Consider the following 14,957-nt stretch of genomic DNA (forward strand, 5'->3'; position numbering starts at 1 on the left):
TGCCCCAAAAAGGTGAGCATGATGGATCGCCTCGACGCCACGTTCTGGAATCTGCCGACAGAATCCCTTCAATCGCGCTTGGAGGCGACACAGGCCGGTCTGAGCCAAGATGAAGCGCTCCTACGGCATGCACGGTTCGGCCCAAACACGCTGCGTGACCATGCCGAACGGCCGATCCTCATCCAGTACCTGAGTCACTTCAAGAATCCGCTGGTGATCGTCCTTCTGGCCGCCAGCGCTGTATCCGCGCTGACCGATGAAATAACCAGCTTCGTGATCATCTGGGTCATCGTGCTGATGAGCGTAACGCTGGATTTCGTTCAGGAATACCGTGCCGGTCGCGCGGCAGACCAGTTGAAGAAGGCGGTGGCGGTACGCACCACGGTGCTGCGCGATGCCCAGCCACAGGAGATTCAGATAGAAGGCCTGGTACCGGGAGATGTGGTACTGCTGACTGCAGGCGATCTGATCCCGGCCGACTGCCGCTTGCTCGATGCGAAAGACTTCTTCATCAACCAGGCATTGCTGACCGGGGAATCCTATCCGGTAGAAAAATTCGCCCGTGAATTGTCCGAGCCGGCGGCAGACCTCAGCCAAGCCGTGAATTCCGTGTTCATGGGCACTTCGGTCATCAGCGGGATGGCCAAAGCCCTCGTATGCCGCACCGGCGCCGACACCGCCGTGGGCGATATCGCGGATTCGTTGCAGGTCAAGCCGCCGCCCACCGCATTCGAGCTGGGCACACAGAGCTTTGGCATGCTGATCATGCGCCTGACTTTCCTGCTGGTGTTGTTCGTGTTCCTGAACAACGCGTTCTTTCACCGCCCCTTTCTCGAATCATTCCTGTTCGCGATCGCACTGGCCGTCGGGCTGACACCGGAACTGTTGCCGATGGTGGTCACGGTGACGCTGTCGCGGGGCGCCTTGCGCATGGCAAAAAAGCAGGTGATCGTGAAACAGCTCGCCTCGATTCACAATCTGGGCAGCATGGACGTGATATGCACCGACAAGACCGGTACGCTCACCGAAGGACGCATCCGGCTGGAACGGCACCTAGACGCTCAAGGGAAAGAGAGTGAACAGGTGTTGCAACTGGCCTACCTCAACAGTTATTTCGAAACCGGGCTGAAAAGCCCGCTCGATGACGCGATCCTCGAGCACAAGGAGATCGATGCCAGCGGCTGGCGCAAGATCGACGAGGTCCCATTCGACTTCGAACGTCGGCGCGTTTCGGTACTGGTCGAGCAGGAGAAACCCGGACAGGACAAGAAACGGCTACTCGTGGTCAAAGGCTCGCCCGAGGATATCCTCAGGCTATCCACACAATATGCGGTCGGGGAATCGCAGGGCTTTAAACCGCTGGATGACCAGGCATTGGCATCCCTCCATGCCTTGCACGACAGCCTCGGCCGTGAAGGATTCAAGGTGCTCGGTATCGCGTGGCGACCGGTGGCTCAGGACCATCCGCATGCCATCGTGGATGACGAGACCGAATTGATCTTCGCCGGCTTCGCTGCATTCCTGGACTCGCCCAAAGAGAGCGCGGCACATGCACTCAAGGCGCTCGCTGCGGACGGGGTGAGCGTCAAGATCGTCACCGGCGACAGCGAGCTGGTCACCCGCTATGTGTGCGCACAACTGAACATGCCGGTCACCGGCGTGCTGACCGGGAGCGAAATACAGCAGATGGATGATCCGACTCTTGCTGTTCGGGTGAGGGAGGCCAACCTGTTCTGTCGTGTCACCCCGATGCAGAAGAACCGCTTGATCCTGTCGCTGAAAGCGCAGGGGCGCACAGTCGGATACCTCGGTGACGGCATCAACGATGCCCCTTCGCTGCGTACTGCGGATGTCGGCATTTCGGTCGACAGCGCGGTGGATGTCGCAAAGGCGGCGGCCGACATGATCATGCTGCGGCACGACCTGAACGTGCTGCACTCGGGCGTGCGGGAGGGGCGGCGCACCTTCGCCAACATCATGAAATACATCATGATGGGGACGAGTTCGAATTTCGGGAACATGTTCAGCATGGCCGCCGCGACGCTATTCCTGCCGTTCCTGCCCATGCTGCCGTCGCAGATATTGCTCAACAACCTGCTCTACGATATCTCGGAACTTCCGATTCCCATGGATAACGTAGACAACGCCTATCTGTCGCAACCCAGGCAATGGGACACGACCTTCATACGCAACTTCATGTGGGTCGTCGGGCCGGTCAGCTCGATATTCGATTTCCTGACGTTCTACATCCTGCTGAAGGTTTTCGGGGCCGGTGAAGAGCTGTTCCACACCGGCTGGTTCATCGAATCCTTCGCCACCCAGGTCATGGTGATCTTTGTCATCCGTACCCGGGGAAACCCTTTCAAGAGTCGACCGAACCTTGCGCTGACCGTCACTTCCTTGGCGGTCGTATTGATAGCAATGGCGCTGCCGTTCACACCATTCGCGGCGCACCTGGGCTTCGTTGCGCCTCCGCCACTGTTCTTCCTGATCCTGCTGGCCATGGTGCTCTGTTATCTCGTAACGGTGGAGTTTGTGAAGCAATACTTTTACCGGCATTTCACAGTGCGTTAAAACCGTCACAGCCGGCCTTCCACCTCGGACATCCGCAAGTTGGAGCGCGTGTCAGGACGTCGTCGCGCCGGTTTATTTAACGCGACGGCTCACATCCTCTTTCAGCAACCAGGAATAATCCCGTAGCGGTCTCATTCCATCAAGCGACAGCTTCGCGGCAATGTCGCCGATGCGCAGGCCATAGCCGGCCAGCACCAGATCGGGCGCGAGCTCAGAGAGCGGGATGGCGAGGAAGGGACGTTCGAAAATATCCGGATCGGGCAACCTGAGGTCTCCATCATCCATCGCCAGCTCGCCATACACGATGAGGTCGAGGTCTATGGTGCGCGGTGCGTATTTGTCCTGCGTCCGGATGCGCCACAGTTCATTTTCGATGGGCCGCAGCATGGCATGCTTCACCTGCACGGGACTCAACTCCGTTTCGATCTCCGCCACGCAGTTGAAATAGGGCGGCTGCTCCAGGCGCTCGAGTGCGTCGGTGCAATAGACCGTGGAGACGCCGATGAGCCGAGTCTGCCGGGCGAGGCTATGGATCGCGGCCCGCACGTTCTTCGCGGGTTCGATGTTGGAGCCGATGCCGATGAAAGCGCGGGCCAAGGCCTGCTCACCGCTTGCGGGTGATTTCCACCGCCACGCTCCTCGCGAAACGAAGCGCGTTCGGCTTCTCCACACACACATCGACCTGCCGCACCGCCTGATGCTCAAGGCACAGTTCCGCGATGGCCTCGGCCAGCGCCTCCACCAGGAAATATTGCGATCTTTCCGCCATGGCCAGTACGCGTTTCTTGAGCGCGCGGTAATCGACAGTGTCCCTCATGTTGTCGCTCTTGCCGGCCTGGTGGATGTCGGCATGAAGGACGAGGTTGATCACCACATCCTGCTTTTCGCGGCGCTCATCCTCGTTGATGCCAAGAATGCAGCGCACGAGCAGGTCACTAATCCTGATACGGTCCATATGTTCTCCCTGTGTTCTTCCTGCGATACCGTTAACTAGCGGATGAGGCCGCGCAACTTCTCTGGCGACACCGTTTCGTCCTTGCGGATCAGTTCGCGCGCCGTCTCGACCTTGTCCCACACGTTGCACATCATCACACCCCTGACCTTGCCATCGCGAAGATAGTAGATGACGCCGGTCTCGTTCTCCTTCTGCCAGTCGGCGAAGGTCTCCAGCCGCGAATCGACCTCGCCGGTCGCCTCATAGCCGAATTCGAACAGGTCCGAGAAGAAATACGGCAGATGGGTGTAGGGCTCATGTGCGCCAGCCATGTTGCGCCCAGCCCACCTGCCCTGAATGAGGGCATGGTCCCAATGCTCGATGCGCATAGCTTGCCCCAACACCCGGTATGGAAAGAAGGCATTGTCCCCGGCGGCATAGATATCCGGACTGGAAGTCTCGAGGTACTCGTTCACCACGATGCCGTTGCCCACCTCCAGCCCGCCGCTCCTGGCGAGCTCCAGATCAGGGACGACGCCCACGCCGACGATGACGATGTCCGACGCGATCGTCTCGCCCTTCCATGTGCGGGTGACGAACTGGTTGCCGTTGTTGCCGAACGACACGGGCTTATCCGACGCCAGTATCCTCACGCCCTTCTCCTGATAGCGCTGCTGCACGGCCCGCCCGAGATAGTCAGGCAGCACCCGGTCGCACAGAAGTTCACCCGGAAAGATCATGGTGACGTCGAGCTTGTTGATGTTGAGCGCGGCGGCCAGCTCGGAACCGATGAATCCTCCGCCGACCACCACCGCGGACTTTCCCTCCGCGGCTTTGCCCCTGGTGTGCAGGTAATCGTCCAGGTCGCGGAAGTAACAGATGCCATCGAGATCGCCGCCGGGAATATCCAAGTGCCGCGGCTTGCAGCCCGTTGCCAGCAGCAGCTTGCCGTAGCCGTAGGTCGCGCCGCCTGCGAGGGTGATCCTCTTTGCGGCGGGATCGAGCCGCGACGCTGCAGCACCCAGCGCCAGGGCCACACCATGCGTATCGTAAAAAGCGCGGTCATGGAGAAAGATATCCTCCACGTTCTTCTTGCCGAACCACAGTTTCTTGGACAACGGCGGCCGGTCGTAGGGCAAGTGGACCTCCTCGCCGATCAGCAGGATGCTTCCTGCCGCATCGCGCTCGCGTATGCCCTCCACTGCCGAAGCACCCGCCAGCCCGCCGCCCACAATCACGTAATCGTAATCAGATTTCATGTCGCCTCTTCACCTCGAAGAAAATTGCAGTCATGCGCAGCAAGCAAGTCGATCACTGCGCTCCATGTACCGAAAGATCGACGTTATCCATGTCTTATGCAGCGCCCATATCAATTCAACATTGAGCCGCACCTGAACAAGCCATCCGGACTCGCTGTTACGCTCTGCGGTGGGTCAGCCAGAAATGCAAAGGCGGGGCATACCGAAGTGCCATTCAGTTGCATGAATGCGGGGACAACTTAGCAAACTCCCGGACGGTTACCTATGGGGTAAACACCTACCGATGAAGGTGAGCCGAGTGCTATGAGCGGATGAATGAAACAGCGGCTCACGCCATGAAATAGGAACGGTCCGCTATTGGCACTCACATGCCATGCGGCGTCCTTGTTCCCCCATGCAAGGTCACGCGGAGTATCTCCGCGGGACGCCAAAGGCGCATGGGGGGGCCCCAGGTTCCCATTCCGCGGGAAACGATGGCCGTCATCCCCTCAAACTCATAGCGCCCTTCCAGCAGCGGGAATCGTTGCTCGACCAGATAGCCGAAGGGCCATACTTGCCCGCCGTGAGTATGACCGCTCAGTAGCAGGTTCACGCCCTTGCCGGCGACAACGTCCTCCGGCAAGGGCGCATGGGACAGAAGGACCGTGACACCCGTTGGCCGTCCCGCGAGCGCCTTCGCAAGGGAATCAGCGGCATTGTTGTTGGTGAGATCATCCACGCCCGCCAGAACGAGGCCCGGACGCAGTTCGACCCAGGTATCGCGCAGCACGTGGATACCGGCTGCTTCGAACCAGGCCGTGTTGCTCCGGTTGCCGTGAAACTCATGGTTGCCGAGAACGGCCCAGATACCCATCGGGGCAGACAAGCGCCGCAGAACCGCAAGCAATTCCTTTCCGGGGGCACCGTGCCCTTCGAACACATCGCCGAGCAGCACGACGATGTCGGGCCGCTCTTCCCGGACCTGCGCGATACGAGCCGCGAGCCATCCTTCGCCGAGCACGGGTCCAAGATGCAGATCGGACAAGGCAACGATCACCGTGCCATCGAGTTCTCCGGGCAGCCCATCGAGGTAAACGTCATAGGACTGCACCACCGGCGGCCGCAGCCCCTGAATGAGCGCCACCGCAGAGAGCGCACCTCCGACGACAAGCGCTGCGCCGCGCAAGGTCGGAGCGAATCGAGCCAGAAAGATGCCGAAGCCGGTGGCGGCCTCCACCGCGAGCAGGGACACGGACATCAGGAACAATACGGCCATCCAGGTCATGCCCAGCAATTCCAGCATCGCCGCCAGGCTCCCGGAATCCTCGTGAGCAGAAACGCGGCCCAGCATAAAGAGCACCCACAGGACGAACCCAAGTCCGGCCAGACCTTTGCGCGAAATGCGGCGCCTGACAAACGGCACCGAAGCGGCACGCCAGAATACATAGCCTTGCATGAGTGTGACAGCGAAGATGAGAATGACGCCGAACACGTCTGCCTCCTATACCGCGCTTTTTTCTGTTGATCCGGCAGGCAGAAAGTGTCGATCTGCATCCAACTGCCTCTGCTATGGAACCGGGGCCGGCTCAGTTCTGAGGAACGGTCACCCGGAAAGTCTGGGGGCGCGTGTCAGGGTTGCCCCACATAGAGGGCGATCTTGCCTACCGCGTGCCCCGACTGACTGAGCGCGTGCGCCTTGGCGATATCCTTGAGGGCGAATTCCGCGCCGACGATGGGACGGAGCTTGCCGCTCTCGACCAGCGCTGCAAGTTGCGACAGGATCGCAGCGCTCGGCTGGATGAACAGGAAGGCGCTGCGCACACCGAGCGCTTTTGCCCTCTCCTCGGGAGGGGGGCTGATGATCGAGACGAGGATGCCGCCGGGTTTGAGCACCGACAATGAGGCTTCCTGCACCTGACCGCCCATGGTGTCGAGCACGACATCCATCTCGCGCGCCACTTCCTCGAACTTCAGCACCCGGTAATCGATCACCTCATCGGCACCAATGGACCTCACCAAGGCCCGGTTCTTCTCGGAAGTGGTGGCGATGACATAAGCCCCGCGCGACTTGGCCAGCTGCACCGCGATGGAGCCCACGCCGCCGGAAGCGGCGTGGATCAGCACACGCTGACCTGCCGTAACCTTGGCCGTGGTGACGATGGCCTCCCACGCGGCGATGCCCGCCAGCGGAAGCGTCGCAGCCTCGACATGGGAGATCGTCCCGGGCTTGAGCGCGAGCTCGTCCTCCCGTATCGCCACGTATTCGGCATAGGTGCCGTTGCGCCTGATGTCGGGCCGGGAAAACACGGCGTCGCCCACCTTGAAGCGCGTCACCTTACTGCCCACCGCATCCACCACGCCTGAAACATCCCAGCCCAGGGTGAGCGGGAACTGATAGGAGATCATCTGCTGCAGGTAGCCCTCCCGGATCTTCCAGTCGACCGGGTTCACCGAGGCGGCCACCACCTGGACCAGCACGTCGTTGGGCGCGACGTCGGGCAGGGGCGCGTCTTCATACTTCAGCACATCCGCATTGCCGTAGGCATGAATCCTGACTGCTTTCATGAAAGCCTCCTGTCAAAAAGGTCACCTGTAATAGGCCTTGGAAATGTATTGGGTAAGCATCCGCTCGGTGTTGAAGAACGACGCGTTGAGGGCGATCGAGTGGCGCATCACATCAGAGTAGCGATCCGGCTCGTTGTTGAACATGGGAAGGATGACCATCTCCAGCTTGTTATACAGCGCCTGTGCATCCTCTTCCCTGGTTTCGCCGCTTCCCAGGACGGCATTCTTGTCCGCGCCTATCGACCAGCCGGTCACGCCCTCGATGCAGCCCTCCGCCCACCAGCCGTCCAGGATGCTGAACGAGGGCACGCCGTTGACGGCGGCCTTCATGCCGCTGGTGCCGGACGCTTCGAGCGGCGGCTGCGGAGTGTTGAGCCAAAGGTCCACGCCAGCGGTGATCAGTTTTGCCATCTCGATGCCGTAATCCTCGAGATAGACCAGCTTGATCTTCCCCTTGAGTATCTCCTTGATCTCATGGATGCGGCGTATCAGTTCCTTGCCGGGCATATCCTGCGGATGGGCCTTGCCCGCATAGACAAGTTGCAACGCGCCTCCCTTGCCTGCGATCTCGACCAGCCTGTCGATGTCCTGGAACAGCAGATCGGCGCGCTTGTATTCGGCCGCGCGCCTTGCGAAGCCGATGGTGAATACGTCGGGTGCCAGGCTGACGCCGGTAAGCTCCTTCACCTTGCCGATGAGTATGTCCTTCGCCTGACGGTGAACCGCCCAGATGTCCCGTTTGGAGATGTTGAGCGCATAGCGCAAGCTCTGATTGTCCTCGCGCCAGCCCGGAATGCGCTCGTCGAACAGCCGTGCGATCGGCGGCGCGGCCCAGGTCGCGGTATGCACGCCGTTGGTGATGGAATGGATGTCGTACTTGGAAAATAGCTGCTGCGTCACTTCGCCATGACGTTTCGCCACTCCGTTAACGTAGTAGCTGTTCTCGAGCGCGAGATAGGTCATGTTCAACACGTTTTTGGGGCAGAATTCATGCTCGAGTTCGGCGAACGCCTCTCCATACCCGGTGACGACCTGGCGAACCTGCTCCACGGAGAACTTGTCGTGTCCGGCAGGCACCGGAGTGTGGGTGGTGAAGATGCACTTGGGTTTGACCAGCTGCAGATGTTCCATCGTAACGGTATGACTGACCGGCTCGTAGGCAAGGTCCCATGCCTGTCTGGCAAACTCGTGGGCAAGCTCAAGGATCAACAGGGCGGCATGCCCTTCGTTCATGTGATAGCGCTTGATGTCGTTGTACCCCAAGGCGCTGAGCATCCTGACGCCGCCGACTCCCAGCACGGCCTCCTGGCAAATGCGGTAACGCACATCGCCACCGTAGAGGTGGTCCGTGATGGCCCGGTCCTGTTCGGCATTCTGCTCGAGGTCGGTATCCAGAAATATGACCGGCACGCTATAACCGCTCACGCCCTTGACCTCGTACTTCCAGGCGCGCAACTGGAGCCGCCGCCCCTCGATCTCCATCGTGCAGCGCGGTTCCATTTCCTCGAGCTGATCCGCTATCGGCCAGATGGCATCTTCTTCGGTTTGCCAGCCGGACGCATCGAGTCTCTGGCGGAAATAGCCCTTGCGGTGGAGCAGCGTCACCACGACCATGCGGATGCCGAGGTCGGCGGCGGAGCGCACGGTGTCTCCGGCGAGGATACCGAGGCCACCGGAATAAGTCTTGATGTCTTCACTCAGGCCGATCTCCATTGTGAAGTAGGCGATATAGTCTTTTCCGTCCATGTCGAGTCCTTCCCCAAAGCCTGCAAACTGTCAGTGCGCCGCCTGCCGCTTGGCGATCTGGGCCACATGCTGCCCCTGGAAACGTGCGATCTCCAGTTCGTTATCGGTGGGCATCCGCTTGCCGTCACCGCCAGCCATGGTCGAAGCCCCATAGGGCGAACCGCCGGTGATCTCCGTCATCACCGTGAGCCCCTTGCAGGAATACGGTACGCCTACGATGATCATGCCCTGGTGCAGCAGCGTCGAGTGAAAGGATGTGATCGTCGTTTCCTGCCCGCCGTGCTGCGTGCCGGTGCTGGTGAATACGCTGGCGACCTTGCCGATCAGCGCCCCTTCCACCCACAACTTCCCGGTCTGATCCAGAAAATTGCGCATCTGTGCAGCCATGTTGCCGAACCGGGTCGGTGTGCCGAAGATGATCGCGTCGTATCCCCTCAGTTCGTCGACGGTTGCGATGGGGGCCGGCTGGTCCAGCTTGACGCCCATGGCGCGTGCCCGGTCTTCCGGGATGATTTCCGGCACGCGTTTGACCGCCACTTCCACGCCCTCCACCGTGCGAACACCCTCGGCCACGGCCTCGGCCATTCTTTCGATATGCCCGTACATGCTGTAATAGAGAACGAGTACTTTTGTCATGGTAGACCTCCTGTGATTGAGAATTATCGAGACCGGTTTACATCGGCGGCTTCATGTTGTCCTTGCCGACCTGGATGCGCTGCGCCGTCAGGCTGCCGTCGGCCGCTTGCTGCGTGATGATGAAGACCTGCGCACCAGCCTTGAGCAGCGACTGGTCGGCGGGTTTGAAGGTGATGATGGGCACGCCCTTAGTCACGATGATCTTCTGGCTGCCGCCCTTGTAGACCAGCGTCAGTTCCTTGCCGTTGTTAGTGTCTACGATCGCATCGACGTTGGCATTGGTCATGGTGGAGCCGGGCTCGAGATCCCAGTCGCGATGACCTTCCCCCGTCCCCCGAAGCTCTTCCGGAAACAGGTGCACTTCGCGCGCCAGCAGCGAAGTTCCAGGTCCCTGCCGGACCGCAGTCACTCCGACGAAGCTGCCCTGTTTGATAGCGCTCATCTTGAGCGGGGACAAGACGCTTATTTTGGTCTCGTCGGTGACGCTCATCTTCAACGCTGTGCCGCTGCGCGTTTCCACCTGAAGTTCGTGGCCGTCGAAACCGGTGATGGCGCCCCGTATCCTCATGGCCGGCTGCGACTGTGCCAGTGCGTTCGTCACCCCGAACAAAATCGCGACCGCCAACAGCAATGCCTTACCTTTGCTCATGATGCGCTCCCGAAAAGCCTTCTTGATGAGTGATAAAGCGTGCGACCGCCGGGCTGGGTTTTCAATACCTGCTTCCAAGTATTGTGCGGCTACACTGTGCGGGAATATGGCGGGTGCATCACCAGGAAGTCATGGACGAATGCTGCGGAATGGGCATTCGGAATGAATGATTCGCTGAGAGCTCCCCTGCCCTCCCGAATTGGACAACGGACACCCAAATGAAAAAGCCCGGCCTGAGCCGGGCTTTTTCATTAGCGCAAGCGATCAGCGGTAATAGCTCGATTCGCTGTCGGTACGGCGGTAGTTTGGTTCATCGCCGCGCTCGTTACGGCGATAGCTGGGCGCATCTGCTCGGCCGCCCTCATCGATCACGCTGACGCCGACGCGGATGGTCGAACCGGGACGGTAAGGCAAGGTGGTGGTGACGTCCTGGCCGTTATAGCGATAAACCACAGTGTAGCCCTTGATGACTTCGCGGCTGGATTGCACCTCGCGGCAACGCTCGACCTGTTCGGTACGCGGCTGGTCCGGGTTGGCGACGCGGTCGCCGATCACGGCACCGGCGATACCGCCTACTGCGGTCGCGGCCTTGTTGCCCGAGCCGCCGCCGACCTGGCTACCCAGCAGGGCGCCGGCCACGCCGCCAACCACAGCACCGGTAGCGGAGCGGTTGCTGTCCGGATTGGCCACACGGTCGCCGACCACGGCACCGGCCACAGCCCCCGCACCGGTTGCTACGGTACTGCCGTTGCCGCCGCCGACCTGGCTGCCCAGCAGACCGCCGGCGAGACCGCCGACCACGGCGCCACCGATGGAGCGTTCTTTGGGTGCGACCTGCACGGATTCAGTCCAGCACTCGCGCTTCGGCTCGGAAACGCGTTCGTAGATCGGGGTGCTGGAGACCACGCGCGCGGTGTCGGTGAAATCTGCCGCGTATGCGCTGCCGAACAGGGAAACAATGCTCAACGCCAACAAACTTTTCTTCATTTATTCGCTCCTCTTCAAAAAATACCCGCTAAACGCGGGGCATGGCTGTGACCGGCTATCCGTCTGCTCGTTCCGTAACAACTGTATCAAATTGTAGGGAACAACATCAGGCGCGCTGCCTGCGATGGCGGATGAATTCGCGGATGGCAGGCAGGAACGAGACCACGATGATGCCGAGGATCATCACGGTGAGGTTGTTCTTGATGAACGGGATGTTGCCGAACAGGTAGCCCGCCACGGTCAGGCTGCCGATCCACGCCAGGCTGCCCAGCGCACTGTACATCACGAACAAGCGGTAGCGCATCAGCCCGATGCCCGCGATGAACGGCGCAAAGGTGCGAACGATGGGCAGGAAACGTGCGAACAGGATGGTCTTGCCGCCGTGCTTCTCGTAGAAGGCGTGGGTCTTGTCGATGTGCTCTTGCCTGATGACCCTGTTGCTGCGCCGTAGCAGGCGCATGCCGATCAGGCGCCCAATCCAGTAGTTGGTGTTGTCGCCGCCGAAGGCCGCCAGCATCAGCACAGGAACTAGCCATTCGAGCTGCAGCGCGCCCATGCCGCACAGCGCACCCGCCACGAACAGCAGCGAATCTCCTGGCAGAAAAGGCGCGACCACCAGGCCGGTCTCGCAAAAGATAATGAGGAACAGGATGGCGTACACCCATATCCCGTATTCCTGCGTCAGGGCGAGCAGATGGGTATCCAGGTGCAGGACGATGTCGATGAATGTTGCGAGTAAATCCACGGTATTGGAACCTCAGAAACTGTCATTCCCGCTTAAGCGGGAATGACAGTATTTAATTACGGCAGGACCTCTTCGGCCTCTTCTGTCTTCTCCGGCTTGATAAAGTCCTCGCGCGACACACCGAGCAGCATCAGCAGCGGGCTGGCAACCAGCACCGAGGAATAGATACTGAACAGGATGCCGATGGTCAGCGCCATGGCGAAGTAGTGCAGCGTCTCGCCGCCGAGGAACAGCATCGCGCCGACCATCATCTGCGTACAGCCGTGGGTGATGATGGTGCGGGACATGGTGCGGGTGATGGCATTGTCGATGATCTCGGCCACCTCCGCCTTGCGCATCGACCGGAAGTTCTCGCGGATACGGTCGAACACCACCACCGATTCGTTCACCGAGTAGCCCAGCACCGCGAGCACCGCCGCCAGCACAGACAGCGAGAACTCCCACTGGAAGAAGGCGAAGAAGCCCAGGATGATGACCACGTCGTGCAGGTTGGCGATGATCGCCGCGAGGCCGAACTTCCACTCGAAGCGCAACCACAGGTAGCCGACGATACCCAGGGACACCAGCAACAGCGCCAAAGCGCCGTTATCCACCAGGTCCTGGCCCACCTGCGGACCGACGAATTCGACGCGACGCATCTCGACAGTAGCGTCCTGCACGCGCAGCGATTCCATCACCTGTTCGGAGAGCTTGGCGCCGGCATGGTTCTGCTTCAGCGGCACCTGGATCAGCACATCCTGGCTGGAACCGAAGTTCTGCACCTGTGCGTCCGGCAGACCGCTAGCGGCCAGACGCTCGCGCACCTTGGCAATGTCCGCAGACTGGGCGTAATGCACTTCCATCACCGTACCGCCGGTGAAATCCACGCCGAAGTTCAGCCCCTTGGTCGAGAGGAAGAACACCGCAAAGATGAAGGTCACCAGCGAGATGGTAGTGGTGTACTTCCCGTAGCTCATGAACGGGATGTCGCGTTTGATCTTGAAGAATTCCATGTCGTCAGTTCCTTTAACCGATTGCCACGCTGGACAGGCGAGCCTTGCGCCCGTAGATCAGGTTCACCAGCGAGCGAGACACCAGCACCGCGCTGAACATCGAAGTCAGGATGCCCAGGCACAGCACCACGGCGAAGCCCTTGATCGGACCGGAGCCGAACATGAACAGCGTGATGCCGACGATCAGCGTGGTGATATTGGAGTCGAGGATGGTGCCGAAGGCACGGTCGTAGCCCGCATGGATCGCCGCCTGAGGCGACAGGCCGTTGCGCAACTCGTCGCGAATGCGTTCGTTGATCAACACGTTGGAGTCGATCGCCATGCCCAGCGTCAGCGCGATACCCGCCATGCCCGGCAGTGTCAGCGTGGCTTGCAGCGTGGACAGCAGCGCCACCAGCAACAGCAGGTTCGCTCCCAGCGACAGCATCGAGATCGTGCCGAACATCAGGTAGTAGGCGATCATGAACACCGCGACCATGATGAAGCCGATCTTGGTGGAATCGAAGCCGCGCTGGATGTTTTCCGCGCCGAGGCTGGGGCCTACGGTACGCTCTTCAATGATCTCCATCGGCGCAGCCAGCGCACCTGCGCGCAGCAGCAGCGCGGTATCCTGCGCTTCCATGGTGTTCATTTTGCCGCTGATCTGCACGCGGCCGCCGCCGATCTCTTCGCGGATCACCGGCGCGGTGACGACCTCGCCCTTGCCCTTCTCGAACAGGATGATGGCCATGCGCTTGCCGACGTTCTCGCGCGTCGCTTCCTTGAACTTGCGTGCGCCTACGCCGTCGAGATTGATGTGCACTGCAGCCTCGTTGGTGCGGCTGTCGAAGCCGGGCTGTGCACCGTTGATGCGCTCGCCGGTGAGGATCACCTGCTTCTTCACCAGCAGGTAACCGCCTTCGCGGTCCTTGAACATCTCGGTGCCGAACGGTGCCACGGCACCCGGAACGGCCTGATGCTCTTCGTCCACCATGCGCACTTCCAGTGTCGCGGTGCGGCCAAGGATGTCTTTCGCGCGCGCCGTGTCCTGCACGCCCGGCAGCTGCACCACCACGCGGTCCGCGCCCTGCTGCTGGATCACCGGCTCGGCCACGCCCAGTTCGTTCACGCGATTGCGCAGGGTCAGCAGATTCTGCTGCACCGCGGAATCCTGGAGGCGGCGCTCGGCCTCGGGCTTCAGCGTGGCGCGCAACAGAAACTCGCCGCCCTCGTCCTTATCGGCCAGGTTGTAATCGGAGAAACGCTGCTTGATCTCGGCCTCGCCCTTGCTGCGCGCATCGGCGTCGCGGAATTTCACCACCAGCACGTTGCCGTCGCGATTGACGCCGGAGTAAGCGACGTTCTGTTCACGCAGCGCGCTGCGGATGTCACCGGTCGCCGCTTCCAGCGCCTTGTCCAGCGCGGCCTTCATATCCACCTGCAACAGGAAATGCACGCCGCCGCGCAAGTCCAGGCCGAGGTACATCGGCAAGGCATGGAGACTGGTCAGCCATTGCGGCGAGCGCGACAACAGGTTGAGCGCAACCATGTAATCCTCGCCCAGTTGGGCGGTCAACACGTCCTTGGCCTTGAGCTGGTGATCGGTATCGGCGAAGCGCGCCTTGATGCTGTTGCCGTCCAGCGCGACCACTTCCGGATTCAGGCCGCCAGCCTTCAGGATGCCCGCGACGCGTTCCAGCAACGCCGCATCCGCCTTCATGCTGGAGCGCAGCGGAGACACCTGAACCGCAGGCGACTCGCCGTAGAAGTTAGGCAAGGTGTAGATCAGCCCGGCCAGCAACACGGCCAGGATCAGCAGGTATTTCCACAGCGGGTAACGGTTCATAACAACCTCGTGATGACTGCTCGCATGCCCGGACAGGCATGGCTTGCGCCGCCCCGGCGAGTGCGG

13 protein-coding genes are annotated in these 14,957 nt (G+C 60.8%); 1 reads left to right on the plus strand and 12 read right to left on the minus strand.

Going from position 1 to position 14,957, the window contains the following annotated elements:
• The first annotated feature begins 18 nt into the window (after positions 1 to 18).
• Positions 19 to 2,574 carry a magnesium-translocating P-type ATPase gene (gene mgtA / locus FGKAn22_RS08500; protein ID WP_212785225.1) on the plus strand — a complete coding sequence of 852 codons (2,556 nt, stop codon included), beginning with the start codon at positions 19 to 21 and terminating at the stop codon, positions 2,572 to 2,574.
• Between the two features lie 72 nt (positions 2,575 to 2,646).
• Here mgtA and folK read toward each other — a convergent pair whose 3' ends face one another.
• The 12 genes from folK to secD form a co-directional block, all read right to left on the minus strand.
• Entirely contained in the window at positions 2,647 to 3,171 is a 525-nt protein-coding gene (folK, locus tag FGKAn22_RS08505) for a 2-amino-4-hydroxy-6-hydroxymethyldihydropteridine diphosphokinase (protein WP_212785226.1), read from the minus strand.
• 7 nt (positions 3,172 to 3,178) lie between these two features.
• Positions 3,179 to 3,529 (minus strand): dihydroneopterin aldolase, encoded by a 351-nt coding sequence (gene folB / locus FGKAn22_RS08510; protein WP_212785227.1) that lies wholly within the window; start codon positions 3,527 to 3,529, stop codon positions 3,179 to 3,181.
• Between the two features lie 35 nt (positions 3,530 to 3,564).
• The gene (locus FGKAn22_RS08515) at positions 3,565 to 4,767 is read right to left on the minus strand and encodes an NAD(P)/FAD-dependent oxidoreductase (RefSeq protein WP_212785228.1); all 1,203 of its coding nucleotides are present in this window, start codon (positions 4,765 to 4,767) and stop codon (positions 3,565 to 3,567) included.
• Between the two features lie 364 nt (positions 4,768 to 5,131).
• A complete protein-coding gene (locus FGKAn22_RS08520; RefSeq protein ID WP_212785229.1) occupies positions 5,132 to 6,238 on the minus strand; it encodes a metallophosphoesterase in 1,107 nt (368 codons plus the stop codon).
• Positions 6,239 to 6,375: 137 nt separating this feature from the next.
• Positions 6,376 to 7,311 carry an NADP-dependent oxidoreductase gene (locus FGKAn22_RS08525; RefSeq protein WP_212785230.1) on the minus strand — a complete coding sequence of 312 codons (936 nt, stop codon included), beginning with the start codon at positions 7,309 to 7,311 and terminating at the stop codon, positions 6,376 to 6,378.
• 21 nt (positions 7,312 to 7,332) lie between these two features.
• Positions 7,333 to 9,057 (minus strand): alpha-glucan family phosphorylase, encoded by a 1,725-nt coding sequence (gene glgP, locus FGKAn22_RS08530; RefSeq protein WP_212785231.1) that lies wholly within the window; start codon positions 9,055 to 9,057, stop codon positions 7,333 to 7,335.
• A 30-nt stretch (positions 9,058 to 9,087) separates the two neighbouring features.
• The gene (gene wrbA, locus FGKAn22_RS08535; protein WP_212785232.1) at positions 9,088 to 9,693 is read right to left on the minus strand and encodes an NAD(P)H:quinone oxidoreductase; all 606 of its coding nucleotides are present in this window, start codon (positions 9,691 to 9,693) and stop codon (positions 9,088 to 9,090) included.
• A gap of 37 nt (positions 9,694 to 9,730) precedes the next feature.
• Positions 9,731 to 10,342, minus strand: a complete 612-nt coding sequence (locus FGKAn22_RS08540; protein WP_212785233.1) for a DUF5666 domain-containing protein — start codon at positions 10,340 to 10,342, stop codon at positions 9,731 to 9,733.
• Positions 10,343 to 10,606: 264 nt separating this feature from the next.
• A complete protein-coding gene (locus FGKAn22_RS08545; RefSeq protein ID WP_246487373.1) occupies positions 10,607 to 11,329 on the minus strand; it encodes a glycine zipper 2TM domain-containing protein in 723 nt (240 codons plus the stop codon).
• 106 nt (positions 11,330 to 11,435) lie between these two features.
• A complete protein-coding gene (locus FGKAn22_RS08550; protein ID WP_212785234.1) occupies positions 11,436 to 12,074 on the minus strand; it encodes a DedA family protein in 639 nt (212 codons plus the stop codon).
• Positions 12,075 to 12,130: 56 nt separating this feature from the next.
• Positions 12,131 to 13,066 (minus strand): protein translocase subunit SecF, encoded by a 936-nt coding sequence (secF, locus tag FGKAn22_RS08555; RefSeq protein WP_212785235.1) that lies wholly within the window; start codon positions 13,064 to 13,066, stop codon positions 12,131 to 12,133.
• A gap of 13 nt (positions 13,067 to 13,079) precedes the next feature.
• Entirely contained in the window at positions 13,080 to 14,891 is a 1,812-nt protein-coding gene (secD, locus tag FGKAn22_RS08560; protein ID WP_212785236.1) for a protein translocase subunit SecD, read from the minus strand.
• Between the last annotated feature and the right edge of the window lie 66 nt (positions 14,892 to 14,957).

The organism is Ferrigenium kumadai (assembly GCF_018324385.1).
Taxonomy (GTDB): Bacteria; Pseudomonadota; Gammaproteobacteria; order Burkholderiales; family Gallionellaceae; genus Gallionella; species Gallionella kumadai.

Excerpts from the sequence above, each read along its gene's own strand:
- mgtA (WP_212785225.1), top strand. The coding sequence starts at position 19 with ATGATGGATCGCCTCGACGCCACGTTCTGGAATCTGCCGACAGAATCC.
- folB (WP_212785227.1), bottom strand. The coding sequence starts at position 3,529 with ATGGACCGTATCAGGATTAGTGACCTGCTCGTGCGCTGCATTCTTGGC.
- FGKAn22_RS08515 (WP_212785228.1), bottom strand. The coding sequence starts at position 4,767 with ATGAAATCTGATTACGATTACGTGATTGTGGGCGGCGGGCTGGCGGGT.
- FGKAn22_RS08525 (WP_212785230.1), bottom strand. The coding sequence starts at position 7,311 with ATGAAAGCAGTCAGGATTCATGCCTACGGCAATGCGGATGTGCTGAAG.
- glgP (WP_212785231.1), bottom strand. The coding sequence starts at position 9,057 with ATGGACGGAAAAGACTATATCGCCTACTTCACAATGGAGATCGGCCTG.
- wrbA (WP_212785232.1), bottom strand. The coding sequence starts at position 9,693 with ATGACAAAAGTACTCGTTCTCTATTACAGCATGTACGGGCATATCGAA.
- FGKAn22_RS08540 (WP_212785233.1), bottom strand. The coding sequence starts at position 10,342 with ATGAGCAAAGGTAAGGCATTGCTGTTGGCGGTCGCGATTTTGTTCGGG.
- FGKAn22_RS08545 (WP_246487373.1), bottom strand. The coding sequence starts at position 11,329 with ATGAAGAAAAGTTTGTTGGCGTTGAGCATTGTTTCCCTGTTCGGCAGC.
- secF (WP_212785235.1), bottom strand. The coding sequence starts at position 13,066 with ATGGAATTCTTCAAGATCAAACGCGACATCCCGTTCATGAGCTACGGG.
- secD (WP_212785236.1), bottom strand. The coding sequence starts at position 14,891 with ATGAACCGTTACCCGCTGTGGAAATACCTGCTGATCCTGGCCGTGTTG.